General features: G+C 72.1%; 12 protein-coding genes. 8 read left to right on the top strand and 4 right to left on the bottom strand.

The window, feature by feature from the left end:
* Nucleotides 1-46 precede the first annotated feature (46 nt).
* From EDD32_RS02575 to EDD32_RS02540, 8 genes are all read left to right on the top strand, one after another.
* The gene (locus tag EDD32_RS02575) at nucleotides 47-5515 is read left to right on the top strand and encodes a DUF4082 domain-containing protein (RefSeq protein ID WP_123914341.1); all 5469 of its coding nucleotides are present in this window, start codon (nucleotides 47-49) and stop codon (nucleotides 5513-5515) included.
* A 21-nt stretch (nucleotides 5516-5536) separates the two neighbouring features.
* Nucleotides 5537-6604 (top strand): Gfo/Idh/MocA family protein, encoded by a 1068-nt coding sequence (locus tag EDD32_RS02570; RefSeq protein WP_123914339.1) that lies wholly within the window; start codon nucleotides 5537-5539, stop codon nucleotides 6602-6604.
* A complete protein-coding gene (locus EDD32_RS02565) occupies nucleotides 6601-7596 on the top strand; it encodes an NAD-dependent epimerase/dehydratase family protein (RefSeq protein ID WP_123914337.1) in 996 nt (331 codons plus the stop codon). Before EDD32_RS02570 ends, EDD32_RS02565 begins: the two co-directional genes overlap by 4 nt.
* Nucleotides 7593-8735, top strand: coding sequence for a DegT/DnrJ/EryC1/StrS family aminotransferase (locus EDD32_RS02560; RefSeq protein ID WP_123914335.1), 1143 nt, complete (start codon nucleotides 7593-7595; stop codon nucleotides 8733-8735). Before EDD32_RS02565 ends, EDD32_RS02560 begins: the two co-directional genes overlap by 4 nt.
* A complete protein-coding gene (locus EDD32_RS02555; protein WP_123914333.1) occupies nucleotides 8732-9433 on the top strand; it encodes an acetyltransferase in 702 nt (233 codons plus the stop codon). The genes EDD32_RS02560 and EDD32_RS02555 overlap by 4 nt, the downstream gene beginning before the upstream one ends.
* The gene (locus EDD32_RS02550) at nucleotides 9430-10566 is read left to right on the top strand and encodes a DegT/DnrJ/EryC1/StrS family aminotransferase (RefSeq protein ID WP_123914331.1); all 1137 of its coding nucleotides are present in this window, start codon (nucleotides 9430-9432) and stop codon (nucleotides 10564-10566) included. Before EDD32_RS02555 ends, EDD32_RS02550 begins: the two co-directional genes overlap by 4 nt.
* 174 nt (nucleotides 10567-10740) lie before the next feature.
* Entirely contained in the window at nucleotides 10741-12129 is a 1389-nt protein-coding gene (locus tag EDD32_RS02545) for an oligosaccharide flippase family protein (RefSeq protein WP_246005941.1), read from the top strand.
* On the top strand, nucleotides 12126-13880 hold the full coding sequence (locus EDD32_RS02540; RefSeq protein WP_123914327.1) for a glycosyltransferase family protein: 1755 nt from the start codon (nucleotides 12126-12128) through the stop codon (nucleotides 13878-13880). The genes EDD32_RS02545 and EDD32_RS02540 overlap by 4 nt, the downstream gene beginning before the upstream one ends.
* A gap of 1010 nt (nucleotides 13881-14890) precedes the next feature.
* Here the strand turns inward: EDD32_RS02540 and EDD32_RS02535 are convergent.
* The 4 genes from EDD32_RS02535 to EDD32_RS02520 all read right to left on the bottom strand — a co-directional run bounded on the left by EDD32_RS02535 (nucleotide 14891) and on the right by EDD32_RS02520 (nucleotide 18252).
* A complete protein-coding gene (locus EDD32_RS02535) occupies nucleotides 14891-15601 on the bottom strand; it encodes a Wzz/FepE/Etk N-terminal domain-containing protein (protein ID WP_170175173.1) in 711 nt (236 codons plus the stop codon).
* 88 nt (nucleotides 15602-15689) lie between these two features.
* Nucleotides 15690-16508 (bottom strand): glycosyltransferase family 2 protein, encoded by an 819-nt coding sequence (locus EDD32_RS02530; RefSeq protein WP_211338704.1) that lies wholly within the window; start codon nucleotides 16506-16508, stop codon nucleotides 15690-15692.
* 110 nt (nucleotides 16509-16618) lie between these two features.
* A complete protein-coding gene (locus EDD32_RS02525; protein ID WP_170175172.1) occupies nucleotides 16619-17518 on the bottom strand; it encodes a glycosyltransferase family 2 protein in 900 nt (299 codons plus the stop codon).
* Nucleotides 17519-17583: 65 nt separating this feature from the next.
* Complete coding sequence (locus EDD32_RS02520) at nucleotides 17584-18252, bottom strand: polysaccharide deacetylase family protein (protein ID WP_211338703.1); 669 nt, start codon at nucleotides 18250-18252, stop codon at nucleotides 17584-17586.
* Between the last annotated feature and the right edge of the window lie 35 nt (nucleotides 18253-18287).

The following is an 18287-nucleotide window of genomic DNA, read 5'->3' as shown; positions in this document are numbered from 1 at the left end:
CGTCTGCGATGCGCGGAGACGGAGCGACCGAGAGGAGGCGGGGGCGATGAGAGCACCGGCAGCCGTCCTCCGGACAGCACGGCGACGGGTGGCGGGTGCCCTCCTGGGGGCGGCGATGCTGTCCCCGGTCGTGATCGCGGTGGCCGCCACGCCCGCCTCGGCGGACCCGTGCGGACCCGCCGGGAACGAGATCACCTGCGAGAACTCCAAGCCCGGGACCGACCCCGCGGAGTGGGACATCCGGAACGCGGGCGACGAAGGTATCCAGGGCTTCGCCACGGACATCAGCGTCAACAAGGGCCAGCGGGTCGACTTCAAGATCGACACCGACGCCCAGGCGTACACGGTGACGATCTACCGCACCGGCTGGTACGGCGGGCTCGGCGCCCGAGAGATCGCGACCGTGGCCCCGGCCGCGTCCCTGCCTCAGAGCCAGCCGGAGTGCGTCTCGGATCTCACCACCGAGCTGTACGACTGTGGGAACTGGGCCGTCTCCGCCTCCTGGGACGTCCCGACCAGCGCGGTCTCGGGGGTCTACATCGCGCGCCTGCACCGGGCGGACACCAACGAGTCGAGCCACATCACGTTCGTCGTCCGCGACGACACCGGCGCCTCCGACGTGCTGTTCCAGACGTCGGACACGACATGGCACGCGTACAACTCCTACGGCGGCTCGAGCTTCTACGAGGGTGCCGTCAACGGACGGGCGTACAAGCTGAGCTACAACAGGCCCTTCAACACCCGCGCACACGCCTCGGGACGGGACTTCTACTTCGCCTCCGAGTACGCCATGGTGCGGTTCCTCGAGCGCAACGGCTACGACGTCAGCTACAGCACCGACGTCGACACCGACCGCCGGGGGGAGCTGCTCAAGACGCACGATGCGTTCCTCTCGGTCGGCCACGACGAGTACTGGTCCGGACGTCAGCGCGCCAACATCGAGGCCGCCCGCGACGCCGGAGTCAGCCTCGGATTCTTCACCGGCAACGAGGGCTACTGGCGCATCCGGTGGGAGGACTCAGTCGCGGGCGAGCCGACCGCCTACCGCACGATGGTGTCGTACAAGGAGACCTGGGCCGACACGAAGATCGACCCTTCGCCCGAGTGGACCGGCACGTGGCGGGACCCGCGGTTCGCTTCGACGCAGAACGGGGGCGGGCTCCCCGAGAACGGCGTCACCGGAACCGCCTACATGGTGAACTACTCGGACCTGCCCGTCAGAGTCTCGGCCGAGGAGGGCAAGTACCGGCTGTGGCGCAACACCTCCCTGTCCTCCCTTCCGGCGGGTGGCACGGCCGAGCTGGCGCCCCACACCGTTGGGTACGAGTCGAACGAGGACCTCGACAACGGCTTCCGGCCCGAGGGGCTCATCCGGCTCTCGACGACGACGGGCGAGGTACCGCAGTACCTGCAGGACTTCGGTCGCGTTGTCGCCGAGGGCACCACCACGCATCACACCACGTTGTACCGCGCGCCCAGCGGAGCCCTCGTCTTCTCCACCGGCAGCATCCAGTGGTCCTGGGGACTGGACCAGGAGCATGACGGTGACGGCGCCGCCCCCGACCCGCGCATGCAGCAGGCGACGGTGAACCTGTTTGCGGACATGGGTGTCCAGCCGGCCACGCTTCAGAGTGGTCTCGTCGCCGCCACGAAGACCACCGACACGACTGGTCCGTCGGTCTCGGTCACGACGCCGACGGCCGGGCAGTCCATCGCCAACGGCACCTCTGTGACCGCCACCGGAACCGCCGCCGACACCGGCGGCGGGCGCGTCGCGGGAGTCGAGGTGTCCACCGACGGAGGCACCAGCTGGCACCCGGCGACCGGAACGGAGCAATGGACCTACACCTACGTGCAGCACGGCCTCGCATCCACCCCGCTGCTGGTCCGCGCCGTGGACGACAGCGCCAACATCGGCGATGCGGCACGGGTCGACGTCAGCGTCTCCTGCCCGTGCAGCGTGTTCGGCGCCGAGGTGCCGGCGCAGCCTGAGGTCAACGACGGTGCCGGCCTCGAGCTCGGCCTGACGTTCAGCCCGACGGTCGACGGCTTCGCGACGGGCGTGCGCTTCTACAAGGGCACGGGCAACACCGGCACGCACACGGGGTCGGTCTGGACTAGCACGGGTCAGCGGCTGGGGTCGGTGCAGTTCACCGATGAGAGCGCATCCGGCTGGCAGACGGCACTGTTCACCACACCGGTCGCGCTCTCGGCCGGCACGACCTACGTCGTGTCCTACACGGCACCCAACGGCCGGTACGCCGCGAAGTCCGACGCGTTCTGGAGCTTCGGCGTCGATGCCCGCCCGCTCACCGTTCCCGGTGGGTTCGGCTCGTCGAGCTCGGGTGTCTACGCGGCACCGGGTCAGTTCCCGAGCTCCAGCTACAACTCGAGCCACTACTACGTCGACGTGGTCTTCAACACCGTCGACGACACCCCGCTCGCCATCGGCTCCCAGTCACCCCTGCCCGGCTCGAGCAGCGTGCCCTGGGGCACAGCTGTGTCCGCGGTGATGTCGAAGCCGGTGGACACCACGAGCGTCGCCATGACGCTGCACGCCGCCGACGGGACCCCTGTCACCGGCACCACCACCTACGACTCCACCACCCGCACCGCCGCGTTCACCCCGGACCAGCCCCTCGCTACGACCACCGACTACACCGCCGAGGTGAGCGCGACGGACCCGCGGGGTGTGGGTATCGAGGGCGCGACCTCGTGGACCTTCACCACCGCGGCGCCGAACGCGACCGAGGGCCAGTGCCCCTGCTCGCTGTTCGGCGACGTCAGCACGCCCGAGGTCCTGGAGGCGGCCGACACCGACGCCGTCACCCTCGGCGTCACTTTCACCAGCTCGCAGTCCGGCAAGGTCACCGCGGTCCGGTTCTACAAGGGCCCCGGGAACATCGGAACCCACGTCGGCACCCTGTGGACCGAGACCGGCACGATCCTGGCGCAGGGAACCTTCACCGCGGAGACGACCCAGGGCTGGCAGACCCTGACGTTCGACGCGCCGGTCGCCATCGAGAAAGACGTGCGGTACGTGGCCTCGTACCGCACCACCGTGGGCCGGTACTCCTACACACCAGCCGCCTACACCGACTGGGTTCAGCGCGGACCGCTGCGGGTCTCGCCGAACGGCGGCGCGTACACCTACGCCGACGGGTTCCCGGGCGCCGGGTCCTCGACCACGTACCTCGTCGATGTCGTCCTCGAGCCCGACCCGCAGCCCTTGACAGTGGTGAGCCAGCAGCCCAGGCCGGGCGCTATCGGTGTGGACACCGCCACGACCGTGACCGCCACGTTCTCCGGCGCCGTCCCAACCGGTAGCACGCTCACGCTGACGGGCCCGGACGGTGCGGTGACCGGAGAGGTGACCGTCGCGGCTGACGGCAAGACCCTCGTCCTGGCCCCGGACGCTCCCCTCGCCCTGGCAGCGCCGTACACCGCCGAGGCCACCGCCACCGGCGAGCAGCCGGAGTCGTGGTCCTTCGAGACGGCCGATGAGACCGGTTGCCCGTGCACGCTCTTCTCGGGGGACGTGCCCGCCACGGCGTCGGTGGCGGACACCGGATCACTGGAGCTGGGGGTCACCTTCACGCCGTCCACCGCCGGCTTCGTCACGGGCATCCGGTTCTACAAGGGTCCGCAGAACTCCGGCACCCACACCGGCACACTCTGGAGCGACACGGGTCAGCAGCTCGCCACCGTGCAGTTCAGCGCAGGGACGACCGGCGGCTGGCAGACCGCCCACTTCTCCGAGCCCGTCGAGGTCGCACCGGGCACCACGTACATGGCCTCGTACTTCGCCCCCGGCGGCGGCTACTCGGCCACGACGGGTTTCTTCTCCGGCGGTCCCTACACCGTCGGGCCGCTCACGGCCGGACCGGAGAACGGGTGGTACCGGTACGGTGGCGGCTTCCCGACGTCCACGTACGGCGGCGCGAACTACTTCGTCGACGTCGTGTTCACGCCCGGGGAGCCCGCCCCGCTCACGGTCACGGCCAAGGATCCGGCTGATGGCGCCGAAGCGGTCGCGCTGGACAAGGTGATCACAGCGACGCTCTCCAAGGCGCCGCCGACCACGCCCGAGCTCACGGTGACGGGGCCCGCCGGCCCGGTACTCGGGCAGAGCTCCTACGACGCGACCGCTCGTCAGGTCTCGTTCACACCCTCGGGTCAGCTGCCAGCCACGGCCGCCCTGACCGCCGCCGTGACGGTCGGTGGCACGACCGTCACGGACGGGACCTGGTCCTTCCAGACCGCCGCGGTGGAGTGCCCGTGCACACTCTTCGGCAACCTCTTGCCGGAGACGAGCTCGGTCCCCGAGCCGGACCTGATCGAGCTCGGAACCACGTTCAGTTCGTCCGAGTCCGGCGTCGTCACCGGCATACGGTTCTACAAGGGGCCGTTGAACACGGGTACCCACACGGGCTCCCTGTGGACGGTCGGCGGTACCCGTCTCGCGACCGTGGACTTCACGGGAGAGACCGACTCCGGTTGGCAGTCGGCCACGTTCGCGGAGCCGGTTGAGATTGCCGCCGACACCGACTACGTCGTCTCCTACCTGGCGCCGGAGGGCGGGTTCGCGCGGACCACGGGCTACTTCGCAGCCGACCACGTCGCCGGTCCGCTGACCGCACCGTCGACGTCGAACGGCCGGTTCCGCTACGGCGGCGGCTTCCCGACCGAGATCAGCTCTTCCGGCGCCAACTACCTCGTCGACGTCGTCTTCTCGCCTGCTGCGATCTCCGCGCCGACCGTGGTCTCGACCGACCCTCCGGGCGGTGCCGACAGCGTCTCCATCGACAGCACCATCACGGCGACCCTGTCCAAGGCCCCATACGCCGAACCGACCCTTGCCGTCTCCGGCCCCGAGGGGCCGATCGCCGGAGCATCCACCTACGACGCGCTCACGCGGACGGTGACGTTCGCTCCCGCGTCGCCGCTGCCGTCCAGCGCCACTGTCTCCGTCGTCGCCTCGATGGGTGGTACGGCTCTGAGCGGCGGGTCCTGGAGCTTCGCGACCTCCGCCTTCTCCGCGGCCGACTGTCCGTGCTCCCTGTGGCCCGACACGGCCGTGCCGTCGAACGAGTCATGGAACGACCGCTCGGCTGTCCAGGTCGGCGTCCGGTTCACGACCGGGGTCGACGGTTACGTCACCGGCGTGCGGTTCTACAAGGGTCTCGCGAACACCGGGACGAAGACGGTCATGCTCTGGTCCCCGGACGGCACACTTCTGGCGAGCGCCGCCTCCGCGGACGAGAGCGCGTCCGGCTGGCAGCGGGTGAGCTTCGCGGAGCCTGTCCCCGTCACCGCAGGACAGGTCTACGCGGTCTCCTACCACACCACCTCGGGCCGGTACTCGGTGACCCGCGGAGGGCTCTCCAGCCCGTACACCAGAGGACCGCTGACCGCACAGGCCAAGGGTGGCGTCTACCTGTACGCCACCGGGTACCCCACCAACACCTCGACCACGAACTACTGGGTCGACCCGGTGTTCATCATCCAACCCTGAGTGCCGGAGCGAGGAGAGACCATGACTCAGGACGAACCGCTGCGCGCCGCCGTCGTCGGAGCAGGCTACTGGGGGCCGAACCTGGCCCGTAACTTCCGGAACAGCCCCGACTGGGACCTCGTCGCGGTCTGCGACCTCGACGCCGACCGTGCCCGGCGGGTCGTCGGCGCCCGCAGCACCGTGGAGGTCATGACGTCCACCGCCGAGCTGCTCGCCCGCGACGACGTCGACGCGGTCGCCATCGCGACCCCCGCCCGCACCCACGCCTCGCTCGCCCTGGCTGCGCTCGACGCAGGCAAGCACGTCCTCGTGGAGAAGCCCATCGCCGACGGGTCGGCGAGGGGCCGCGAGATGGTGGCACGCGCGCACGAGGTCGGCCGCGTGCTCATGGTGGACCACACCTTCTGTTACACCCCGGTCGTCCTGAAGATGCAGGAGCTCATCGCGACCGGGGCCCTCGGGGACGTCCTGTTCGTCGACTCGGTCCGCATCAACCTCGGACTCGTCCAGCCGGACGTGGACGTGTTCTGGGACCTCGCGCCGCACGACCTGTCGATTCTGGACTTCATCCTGCCCGGCGGGCTGGTACCGCGCGGTGTCGCCGCTCAGGGGGCGGATCCCATCGGGGCGGGACAGCCGTGCGTCGGGTACCTCACCCTGCCACTGGCCGGCGGAGCGATCGCCCACGTGCACGTCAACTGGCTCAGTCCCACCAAGATCCGGCAGATGGTCGTCGGGGGAAGCAGACGAACGATGGTCTGGGACGACCTCAACCCCAACCAGCGCCTGACCGTCTACGACCGCGGCGTCGTGCTCGACGAGCTCACGAACGGCGGGAAGAAGGCAGCCGTGAACGTCTCGTACCGGCTCGGCGACGCGTGGGCGCCGGCTCTGCCGGAGCGGGAGGCACTCGGCCAGATGGTCGCCGAGCTCGCCGCGAGCATCCGGCAGCGGCGCAGCCCACGGACGGACGGCGCCGCGGGCCTGAGGGTGCTCGGCGTGCTCGAGGCCAGCCGACGAAGCCTGGACCACGGCGGCGGACTGGTCGAGGTGGAGCCGGCCCACCCGCTCTTGGAGGTGCGGGCATGACTGCGCTGCACGGAGCGGCCGCCCTCGTCACCGGCGGCGCCGGGACCATCGGCTCCACACTCGTCGACCATCTCCTGGACGCGGGCGTCGCCCATGTCGACGTGGTGGACAACCTCGTCCGCGGACGGCGGGAGAACCTCGCCGATGCGTTGGCGAGCGGCCGCGTCCAGCTTGTCGACGGCGACATCCGCGACCGCGACCTCGTGCACGACCTCACCCGGGGCAAGGACCTCGTGTTCCACCAGGCCGCGATCCGGATCACGCAGTGCGCGGAGGACCCCAGGCTCGCACTGGAGGTACTCGTCGACGGCACCTACAACGTGGTCGAGGCCGCAGCCGACCACCGCGTGTCGAAGATCGTCGCCGCCTCGAGCGCCTCGGTGTACGGGCTGGCCGAGGAGTTCCCCACGCCCGAGCGCCACCACCACCACCATAACAACACGATCTACGGCGCGGCGAAGTCCTTCGGCGAGGGCCTGCTGCGCAGCTTCCGCGCCATGCGCGGCCTCGACCACGTCAGCCTGCGGTACTTCAACGTCTACGGGCCCAGGATGGACGTGCACGGGTTGTACACCGAGGTGCTCGTGCGGTGGATGGAGCGCATCGCGGACGGGCTGCCACCGGTCATCTTCGGTGACGGCAGCCAGACGATGGACATCATCTGCGTGCCCGACATCGCCCGCGCCAACGTCCTCGCCGCGGGGAGCCAGGTCGTAGAAGGTGCCTACAACATCGCGAGTGGTCGGGAAACCTCTCTCCTGGACCTCGCCCGCGCCCTGCTGCGCGCGATGGACAGCGACCTCGACGTCGAGATCGGCCCCGAGCGGGCCGTGAACGGCGTCACCCGGCGCCTCGCCGACACCTCTCGCGCCAGGAGGGAGCTCGGCTTCGAGGCGGAGATCGGACTGGAGGCGGGCCTGCGGATGCTGGTGGAGTGGTGGCGGCCGCAGCGTGAGGCGATCGCTGCGGGACGAGCGGCGGTCCGGCGATGACTCGGATCAACGTGATGCGGCCCTGGTTGGGGCAGGAGGAGGCCGCAGCTCTCGCCGAGGTCGTCGCGTCGGGCTGGGTGGCGCAGGGCCCCCGGGTCGCCCGGTTCGAGGAGGCCTTCGCCGAGGCGCAGCAGGCACGGCACGCTGTCGCCACCTCCTCGTGCACCACCGCTCTCCACCTCGCCCTCGTCGTCGCCGGCATCGGTCCCGGCGACGAGGTCGTCGTCCCCTCGTTCTCGTTCATCGCGACGGCGAACGTCGTCGTGCACGCCGGTGCGCGACCGGTCTTCGCCGACGTCGACCCGGTGACGGGCAACGTGACGGCGGGGACGGTCGAGCCGGTGCTCAGCGAGCGCACGCGCGCCGTGGTCGTCGTCGACCAGGGCGGCGTGCCGGTCGACCTCGACGACGTGCGCGCTCTGTGCGACCCGCTCGGGATCGTCGTGGTCGAGGACGCCGCCTGTGCCGTGGGGTCGGCCTACCGTGGGCGGCCGGTCGGTGCCGGCGCCGACATCTCCGCATGGTCCTTCCACCCCCGCAAGGTCCTCACCACCGGTGAGGGCGGAATGATCACGACGGCACGCGAGGACTGGGCGGCGCGGGCCCGGACCTTGCGCGAGCACGCGATGACCATCTCGGCCTCGGCCCGGCACGCCAGCGTGCTCGCACCAGCCGAGGAGTACGCCGAGGTCGGCTGGAACTACCGGATGACGGACCTGCAGGCTGCCGTCGGTCTCGTTCAGCTCGGCCGGCTGCCCGAGATCGTGCGGCGACGGCGCGAGCTCGCCCGTCGTTACACCGACGCCCTCGCCGGCACGCCTGGGCTGCGTCCGGTGGCCGACCCGCCGTGGGGGGAGACGAACTTCCAGTCGTACTGGCTCGAGGTCGCGCCCGAGCGGGGGATCGACCGCGAGGAGGTCCTCGCCAGGCTTGCGCGGGCCGACATCTCCGCCCGGCGGGGCATCATGGCGGCCCATCGCCAGCCGGCCTACGCGGGGTACCCGCACGCACCGCTGCCGGTGACGGAGCGACTGACCGACTCCACCCTGATCCTGCCGCTCTTCCACGAGATGACCGACGACGAGCAGTCGCGCGTCCTCGACGTCCTCACGTCCGTCCCCGCGGGGGTGCGACCGTGAGGAGCCGGCCCGATCTGCTGCTGGTGGCTGCGAGTGGCCTGGCCCGGGAGGTCATCGCCCTGGTGCGCTCCAGTGGGAGCCACGAGCTCGTCGGCGTCCTCGACGACGACCCCGCGACGCACGGGACCGAGCTCGACGGCGTCCCGGTGCTCGGCGGGCCGGCGGAGGTGGACCGGCACCCCGGCGCCATGCTCGTGCTGTGCGCCGGTCGCGGCGTCGTGCGGCGATCGCTTGCGGACCGGCTGGCGTCCGCGGGGGTGCAGGACTCCCGGTACGCGGTCGTCAAGCACCCGAGCGTCGACGTCCCCCCGGGCTGCACCATCGGGGCAGGATCGGTCGTGCTGGCGCAGGTGGCGATCACGGCAGACGTGCGCGTCGGCAGGCACGTCGTCCTGATGCCCAACGCCTCGCTCACCCACGACGACGTGCTCGACGACTTCGCCACGGTCTGTGCCGGGGCGAGTCTCGGGGGGTCCGTCACGGTGCGCGAGGGGGCGTACGTCGGCATGAACGTGTGCCTGCGCGAGCACGTCGAGATCGGTCCCGGGGCCACGATCGGGATGGGCGCCGTCGTCCTGGGCGACGTGCCGGCCGGGCAGGTCTGGGCGGGCGTCCCGGCCGGCCCCCTGACGTCGGGCGCCCCGGGCCCGGACCCGTCCGGGGCCGGCCGGACCGTCCGTGAGGGAGCCCGACGATGAGAGTGCCCCTGGTCGACATCGCCGCGCAGCACAGGGAGGTCGCCGAGGAGGTGGACGCCGGGCTGCGCGAGGTCCTCGCGACGGCCGCCTTCATCGGAGGGCCTGCCGTCGCGAAGTTCGAGGCGGAGTACGCCGCCTTCGTGAACGCGGCCCACTGCGTCGGCGTGGCCAACGGCACCGACGCCCTGGAGCTGGCGCTGCGGGCGGTGGGGGTCACCACGGGGGGCGAGGTCGTCCTCCCGGCCAACACCTTTATCGCCACCGCCGAGGCGGTCTCGCGCATCGGGGCCAGGCCCGTCCTGGTGGACGTCGACGAGGACCACCTGCTCATCGACCCCGCCGCCGTCGAGCGGGCCCTGACCACCCGGACCCAGGCGGTGGTGCCCGTGCACCTCTTCGGTCAGGTGGCCCCCATGGAGGCGGTGACGGCGCTCGCGGCGCAAGCGGGTCTGCCGGTGGTCGAGGACGCCGCCCAGGCCCAGGGCGCCCGGCAGCTCGGCCGCGCCGCGGGCCACATCGGTGCCGCCGCGGCGACGAGCTTCTACCCGGGCAAGAACCTCGGTGCCGCCGGCGACGCGGGTGCGGTGACCACCGACGACCCCACGATCGCCGACCGGGTCCGGGTGCTCGCCGCACACGGCTCCCGCACGAAGTACGACCACGAGGTGGTGGGGTTCAACTCGCGCCTGGACACGGTCCAGGCGGTGGTGCTGCGGGCAAAGCTCACGCGGCTCGAGAGGTGGAACGGCCGTCGCCGAGCCGCCGCGCAGCGGTACACCAGCCTCCTCGCGGGGACGGCGGGGGTACGCACGCCCGCCTCTGCGCCAGGGAACGAAGACGTCTGGCACCTGTACGTGGTGCGCGTGGCCGACCGGGACAGGATCCTCGGCGAGCTCCAGGGTGCCGGCGTCGGCGCCGGCATCCACTACCCCACTCCGCTGCACCTCACCCGCGCCTACTCGCACCTCGGGCTCGGTCCGGGCTCCTTCCCCGTGGCCGAGCGGGCAGCGGGCGCGATCCTCTCGCTGCCCCTCTACCCGCACCTCACGGACGAGCAGCAGGACCTCGTGGTGGCGGCACTGCAGAGCGCCGTGCCCGGCCCACGGCCGGCCATGGCCCGGGCCCGCGGATAGGACGCAGGGATGAGCCGGCGTCGTCACCGGGCCGCGCACCGGGATCGTCCACGGGAGACCGCGGGCGGTGAGCGGGCGGACCGCGCCTCAGGACGAGCCCGTGCCGGAGCGACCGGGACGCCGGAGGATGTAGGTCGGGCGCCCAGGGCGCTGGCCTGGAGCTTCGCGAACACGGTGGCGTCTCGGATCGGGACCCTGGCCATCGGCATCGTGCTGGCACGCCTTCTCGGCCCGGAGGAGTTCGGCACCTTCGCCGTCGCGCTGGTCGCCCTCACGGCGGCCCTGAGCCTCAACGAGCTCGGCGTGAGCCTGGCGATCGTGCGGTGGGCCGGTGACCCGCGCCTGATCGCCCCGACGGTCTCGACCATCTCGGTGGTGAGCAGTCTGGCCGTGTTCGGGATCGCCTTCGCCGCGGCACCTGCGTTCGCCCGTGAGATGGGCGACCCGGGCGCCACCCCGGTGGTGCGACTCCTGGCGGTCGCCGTCGTGGTCAGCGGCGTGGTCGCGACCCCCGCGATGGTGATGCAGCGACAGTTCCTCCAGCGCCGGAAGATGCTCATCGACCAGGTGGGCGTGTGGCTCGGTGCGCTGGTCTCGCTGACGCTGGCGCTGACCGGCACGGGGGCGATGAGCCTCGCTGTCGGCCGCCTGGCGGGTGCGCTCGCCTCCGCGGTGCTCTTCCTCGTGCTCTCGCCCTTCCCGTTCCGACTGGGCCTCGACCGGACCCACGTCCGACCGCTCCTCCAGTTCGGCCTGCCGCTCGCCGGTGCCAGCGTCATCGTCTTCGCGCTGGGCAACGCCGACCAGCTCGTGGTCGGCGGCATGCTGGGATCGACGGCGCTGGGCTTCTACGTCCTCGCCGCGAACCTGTCCAGTTGGCCCGTGAACGTGTTCTCGCAGCCGCTGCGGTCGGTCGCTCCGGCCGTCTTCGCCCGTCTCAAGCACGATCCTGACGAGATGCGCCGGACGTTCACGGCGATCCTCGGTGTGGTGGCAGCCGTGGCATTCCCGGTGTGTCTGCTCCTGGCCGGCGCAGCGTCGGCCGTGGTGCCCTTCGTCTACGGGGACGTATGGGCGCCGGCTGCCGCCGCGCTCGTGTGGCTCGCCTTCTTCGCCGCGTTCCGGATCGTCTTCGAGCTCGCCTACGACTACCTCGTGATCGCCGGCGCCTCCGGCGTCCTCCTGAGGATCCAGGTCCTGTCATTGCTGGTGGTCCTGCCGGCGCAGCTCCTCGGCGCGGTGGCGGACGGTATCCGCGGTGTCGCGCTGGCGCAGGCCGCCACCGCGGCGCTCGTTCTCCTGCCGCTGTACCTCTTCCACCTGCAGCGGGCGGGCATCACCTCCGTTGCTGCACTCAGGCGCCTGGCGCTGCCCGCAGCGGTGTCGGCGCTCGGTGGTGCCGGAGCCTGGGCGGCGACGACGACGATGGCGCCGGCCGCGGCGTCCCTCACGGCCGCCGGCGGGGCGGCGGTCGTCATGGCCGTGCTGCTGTGGCTGGACCGGGGCGCGCTCCTCCGGCTGCGCTCCGTCGCGTCCCCCGACCAGGAGGAGGTGACCGTGTGACCGGATCGCGCGACGGCCTCGACCGGGACCACGTCGCCTTCGCCCACCTCCTCGTATCGGCGCGCACGCTGCTCGACCAGGGGCGGCTCGCGGCCGCGGCGGCGTCGTGCCAGGTCGCCGCGCACCACGCGTGGCTCAACCCGTCCGGCATCTTCGCCAGCGCCGAGCTCGAGCAGCTGCTCATCGACGTCGGCCGTCGGCTGCCCCGGACGCGCGTGGAGGTGGCACGGACGTCCGACCCGGGCACCGTGCTCCACGTCGCCACCCAGGCCTACCAGAGCGGGGGTTCGACCCAGTACATCGCGAGCTGGGCGGACCAGGACAGGGGCAGACGGCACGTCCTCCTCCTCACCCGCCAGCTGACCACCCCCCTGCCCGAGAAGCTGGACGCCCGCAGGCGGGACGGGGTCCTGAGGATCGTCCGGGCCGACACGATGCCCGGCGGCATCCTCGGCCGCGCCCTCGCGCTCAGGCGCGCAGCCGCACGTGCCGACGTCGTCCTCGTCCACGCCCATCCGGGTGACGTCGTCCCGGTCCTCGCGCTGGCGGATCAGGGCACGTCCGTGGCACCTGTGGTCCTCGTCGACCAGGCGGACCACGTCTTCTGGGTCGGCGTCTCGATCGCCCAGACCCTGCTGAGCATGCGCCGCAGCGGAGCCGCCCTGGCGGTCCGGCGCAGGGGCGTCGAGCCGTCGCGGATCGTCATGGGCATGCGTCCCCTGGAGACACCCGCCCGCACCATGAGCCGGGAGGCCGCGAAACGGCAGCTGGGCATCGACCCGACGGACGTGCTGGTCCTGACCGCAGCCGACGCGTCGAAGTACGAGCCCGTCGGCGGACCGAGTCTGGTCGAGATGGTCCTGCCCGTCTTCCTGCGGAACCGACACGCCCGCCTGCTCGCCGCGGGGCCGGCACCGGAAGGGGAGTGGGCGCGCGCGGCGCGGCTGACCCACGGCCGGGTGCGCGCCCTGGGCCCGCTGCCGCACGTGGGGCTCCTCCACCAGGCGGCGGACGTGTATCTCGACTCCTTCCCCTTCGCCTCCCTCACGTCCCTGCTGGAGTCCGGAACCCTCGGCAACCCGGTCGTCACCTACCGGGGGCACCCCGAGGGGTGCGACGTCCTGGGAGCCGACACCGAAGGCGTCGACGAGGCGATGTCGCGTCCCACGACTCCCGACGGACTGCGCCAGGAGCTGTCGCTGCTCGTCGACGAGGCACCAGCCCGCCACCAGGCGGGCGACGCGATCCGGGCGTCGATCCTCGACCGACACGGGGCGGACGTCTGGCAGACCGAGGCGAGACGGGTCTACGCCCACGCCGCGCGCTCGTCACCCGAGATCACGCTCCGGGTCCCCCCACGCCGTACCGGCACGCTGGAGGAGCTGGTTCGTCAGGTGGTCACGCGCTCGCCGCACAGCCAGGGCGTCCCCGGGTCCCTGCGCTCCGCACTCGGCCTGCTGCCCGCCGGTGAACGGCTCTCCGCCGTCCACGCGCTGCGGCGCCACGGCGTGGCCCTCACCGCGGCCGACATGCTGGCGGACCGCCAGCGGGTGGCCGCGGCCGCGGCCAGTGGGCGGCTACGACCGCACGGCGCGCCCGGCCGCCAGCAGGGGACGTCCCCCGCCACGTCTCCACCCGGCCAGCTCGACCTCGGCCAGCGCGCCGGTGGCGAGCCACAGGCCGGCGTCCTCCTGGAACCCCAGCCGGAGCGGGAGGCCTTCCAGGGCCGGGATGAGGACAGTCAGGTCTGAGGGCCGGACGTTCGTGACCAGCGCGGAGCCCTCTGCGGTGACGTCGTTGTCGATGAGCTCCTCGAGCGTCGCCGTGCGCACCGAGAGCGGACGCCCGCGTCGGGTGAGGTCCAGAGGCGGGGACCCGGGCGTGAACCGGTCGTCGGGCAGCTCGAGATTGACCACCGGCAGCGGTCGGCCGAAGCACTCGAGGACGTCGTCGATCTCGTGGCGGATGTCGCTCAGGACGACGGGCACGTCCCGTGCCGCCCGGTGTGCCGGGCGCACCGCGAGGGACTCGCGCACCCACCGGTAGCGCCAGCGTTGCGCCTCGATCGGACGGGGGAGCGGTCGCCGGGGCGCCGGCGAGGCCACCGTCCCGCAGGTGGTGCGCACCGGTAGGACGTCGGGGTACATCGCGGCGACGGCGGCGTGCGCGGCATCAAGCCGGTCCAGGTTGACCGAGAGGCTGTTGTGCGTGACGGGGAGGTGGATCGCCCCGACGCGGCGGCCGAGCCCGCGTACCCGGAGCCCGTACTCCACCGCGTAGGCGTGCCAGGCGAGGTCGGGGGACTCGGCGAGCGGTTCCCGGATGAGCTGCTCGCGGGAGGCCATGAAGAGGACCTCGTCGAGGCTGTCGACCTCGCGTGGCGTCCGGGCTGTCCGGCCCGAGAGCACCACCCGGTCCCTGATCCGGCCGACCAGGTGCCCGTCCCTCGTCATCCCCACCGCTCCGAGGAGCCCGAACTCGCCACACCCGAGGATCGCCGCGGCCTCCTCGAGGGCCGGGAGGGAGTGCAGGTAGACGTCCTGGTGGACGAGTGCGACGTGGGCGTTGCGAGCCAGAGACACGCCGTGGTTGAGGGCCGCTCCCGCCGAAGCGAACCTGCCGGTCGTGTTGTCCACCGCCACGAGGTCGGTCCCCGGGGCGAGTGCGAGCCCGTCCGAGACGGAGCGGTCGAGACAGTCACGACGCACGTCGGCGTCGTTGAAGACGCAGACGACCGAGACGGGGGACCGCCGGTTCGCCATCATCGGCCTCCGCGTACCGGCGACGAGGACTGGTCCTTCAGGGTCGGATCCGGCGCGGTCGGTGGTTGTGGCGAGGGGCCAGCCCGGTTCCCGGTCGGCGAGACGCGCGGACGGCCCCGGGCCAACAGGATGCCGTCGACCAGCCCGACGAGCAGCACCACGGCACCGGTCCCCACGGCCACGACAGCCAGCAGGGCCCGGACCTGGTCGCCGCGGTCCGGGGTCGCGACCTCGTCGACTGTCAGGGTCATCGTGGTGACCTGGTCGCGGGCGGGGATCTGCAGCTCCTCCTGAAGGTCCACCAGCGTCGGGGGTGCCACGTCGAGGACGGTCTCGAGGACGCCGAGCGCCTCGTCGGCGTCACCGCCCATCGCCTCGACGAGAAGGATCGGGCTGTTGGTGCTCGTGTCCGCCTCGACGACGTAGTCACCGTCCGTCGTCTCAGAGAGCAGCTCCTCCCGGGTCGTGCCCGCGTCGAGGATGCGGGTGAGGACGTCGAGCGGCTGGATGAGCCCACCGAGCGCAAGGAAGGGGTTGTCCCCGGTCTCGAGGCTGGACTGAGGGGGGAGCAGGAGGAGGTTCGCCCGTGCCTGGTAGGTCGGCTGGACCACCGTGAGGACGAAGGCGCCGAGTCCACCGACGGCGACGAGGCCGACGGCGACGAGGTACCAGCGGCGGATCAGGCTGCGCGCAAGCTCGCGTAGATACACCGGTCGGTCACCTCCTCGCGGGCGCCTGTGCCCAGGGTAGTACGGGCCCACGAACTGCGGTCGTGAGGCCGGTCGGCGACGGCTCGCATCACCGACGCGAGCTCTCGTCGCGGCGCCACGTCGTGAAGTCACCGTGCCGGACAGCACGGCGTGCTCCCACGTGTGCTGCCAGCGTCACTGCGGCGAAGACCGGCAGCTTGAGCGCCAGCCCGGGCCGGCGGATCACGACGCCCGCCACGCTCCGGACCGAGGTGCGTGCCGAGTCGCTACGCCTGCCGGCGGCGTCGCTCTGCGCGTTGCCCGTGGCAACGCGGACACGGCGGCGGAGGAGGTCCGGGACGGACCGCGGGGGATGGACCACGACCGTCGCCTCGGGGACGACGACACGTTCGTGCGGTGCGAAGGCCTCGCTCATCACCAGGTCGTCCGACATGAGCATCGGCAGCCGGTGGATCCGCTCGGCGCCCGCCTGCGAGACGACCACCACACCACGGCCGAAGAGCCCCGTGCGGACCTGGGGCAACGACTCCCAGACGTCGTAGTACCACCGCACCGCCGTGGTCACCCCGTCGCGAGGGACGACCCGGCGCGGCCCGGCCGCGAGGTACCGGCCGGTCGCGACCGCCGCGACGAGGCGGAGGACGTCGCCCGCGGTGATCTCCACGTCGGCGTCGAGGTACACCCGCGGGTAGGTGCGGGCCACGGCGTCGCCCCGCTCGAGCGCGGCCCGCTTGGACGCCTGCGGGATCTCCTCCACCGTGACGTCGTAGCCCCGGGCAACGGCCGCCGTCGCGTCCGTGCAGCCGTTGCACACCACCACCACGTCGAGCAACTCGTCGCCCGCTCCGGGCGCCAGCTGGTCGAGCAGCCGTGCGATCGACCGCTCCTCGTCATGGGCCGGAACCACGACCGATGCGAGGGGGCCCGGTCCGGCCGGTGTGGCGGGCGTCACCCGGTCATCGTCGCAGACCGGACGCCCCGCTCGGGCAGCTTCGGCGCCGGCGTGCCCGGGCAGGATCAGCGCGGCAGGAGCCCCGGCCCGCACGCGAGCTCCGGGGGGCGCAGCGCCGGGCGCAGCAGTGCCCGGGCTCCCGCCAGGGCCGACGGGCGTCCGACGACGGCGCGACGCACCTCCCGCGCGAGCACGAGGGCGAAGTAGAGCCACGCCTTCAGGTCCCCGTTGCGCCGCCGGTAGAGCCGGACGCGGTTGACCACCTGCATGGCGTGCGTGGCGTCGCTCTCCCCCGAGCCGCCGCCCACGTGCATCGCCCGGGCGGAGGGCTCGAACACCGTGTACCAGCCAAGGTCCCGCGCCGTGAGGCAGAAGTCGGTCTCCTCCGAGTACAGGAAGTACGACTCGTCGAACCCTCCGACCGCCTCGTAGCAGGCCCGGTCGAGGAGGAGGATCGCGCCCATCGCCCAGTCGACGACGTGCGGTCTCGTGTACTCCCGGACGTCGTCGACGCGCTCGGAGAACCGCGCCAGGCGGGTGAAGCTCAGACCGGTCGCGCGGGCAAGCGTGGGCTCCCGGCGCAGCGACGGGGAGAGTCTCCCGTCGGCCTCGAGCACGAGCGGCGCGACGATCCCGGTGCCGGGGGCCTCCAGCGCGCCCACCATCGCGGGCACCGCCCCCGGCTCGAGCACGACGTCGGGGTTGAGCACGAGGATCGGCCCTGTGCCGCCCTGGTGCCGGACGCCGGTGTTCACCCCGGCCGCGAAACCGTCGTTGGTGGACCGGACCACGGTGCAGTCGTCGCGCCCGAGCAGCAGGGCGACCGTGCCGTCCTGCGAGCCGTTGTCGACCACGACGGTCGTGTAGGCGCGGTCGCCGAAGGCGTCGGGCAGGCTGTCGAGCAGCGCGCCGACGTGGTCCTCGCTGTTGTACGTCACCACCACGACGGTGATGGAACAGGTCACGGACCGGATGCTAACGGGGTCCGGGCGCCGACGTACAACACTTCACGGGGCCGGCAAGGACCTGGTCAGCGCAGGCTCTTGGCGACGATCCGGGCAGCGGCACGGACCGCGCGTGCGGCGCCGGAGGAGCGTTCGAGGACCGCGCGCACGTCCTCGACGTCGTCGGTGGCGCGGACGCTGAACCGTGGCTGGAGCCACGCACGCTCGAGGGCTCCGGCGCGGTCACTGGTGTACACCGCCTCGTAGCCGCGCCGGCGCAGCGCGAGGAGCACGGTGCGGTCGTAGGCGCCGAGCGGGCAGGCAGCGGCGGTCACCGGTCTTCCCGCGGCTGCCGCGATCTCGCTCCTCGCCCGGTCGAGCTCGTCGCTCATGGCGGCGGCGTCCATCCCCCGCCACGAGCGGTGGTGCATGCCGTGGGAGCCGACCGTCATGCCGGCGGTGACCAGGGCGCGCACGTCCGTGCGGGTGAGGTTGCCGGGACGGTCCAGCCGGGCGGCGACCGGGAAGAAGGTGGCGTTCAGGCCGCGGTCGACCAGCTCGGGCAGCGCGACCGCGAGGTCGGAGGCGTTGCCGTCGTCGAAGCTGAGGCGCACGTCGGACCTCGCGGCCACGACGTCGAGGACCCTGCTGAAGGTCTCCTGGTCGACCCAGTACGAGGACTCGCCGGGCTCGCGCTCGCGGTTCGGACTGCCGATGCCGTGGAAGCACAGGTTCGTGACCCAGCGACCTGCCATGGCGCTCCCCCGTCGGATGAGGATGTTCTTGTGTC

The sequence above is a fragment of the Georgenia muralis genome, from assembly GCF_003814705.1.
In the GTDB taxonomy this organism is placed as follows: Bacteria; Actinomycetota; Actinomycetes; order Actinomycetales; family Actinomycetaceae; genus Georgenia; species Georgenia muralis.
The sequence above is the reverse complement of the archived record's forward strand: the minus strand, read 5'-3'. Positions and strand labels throughout refer to the sequence as shown.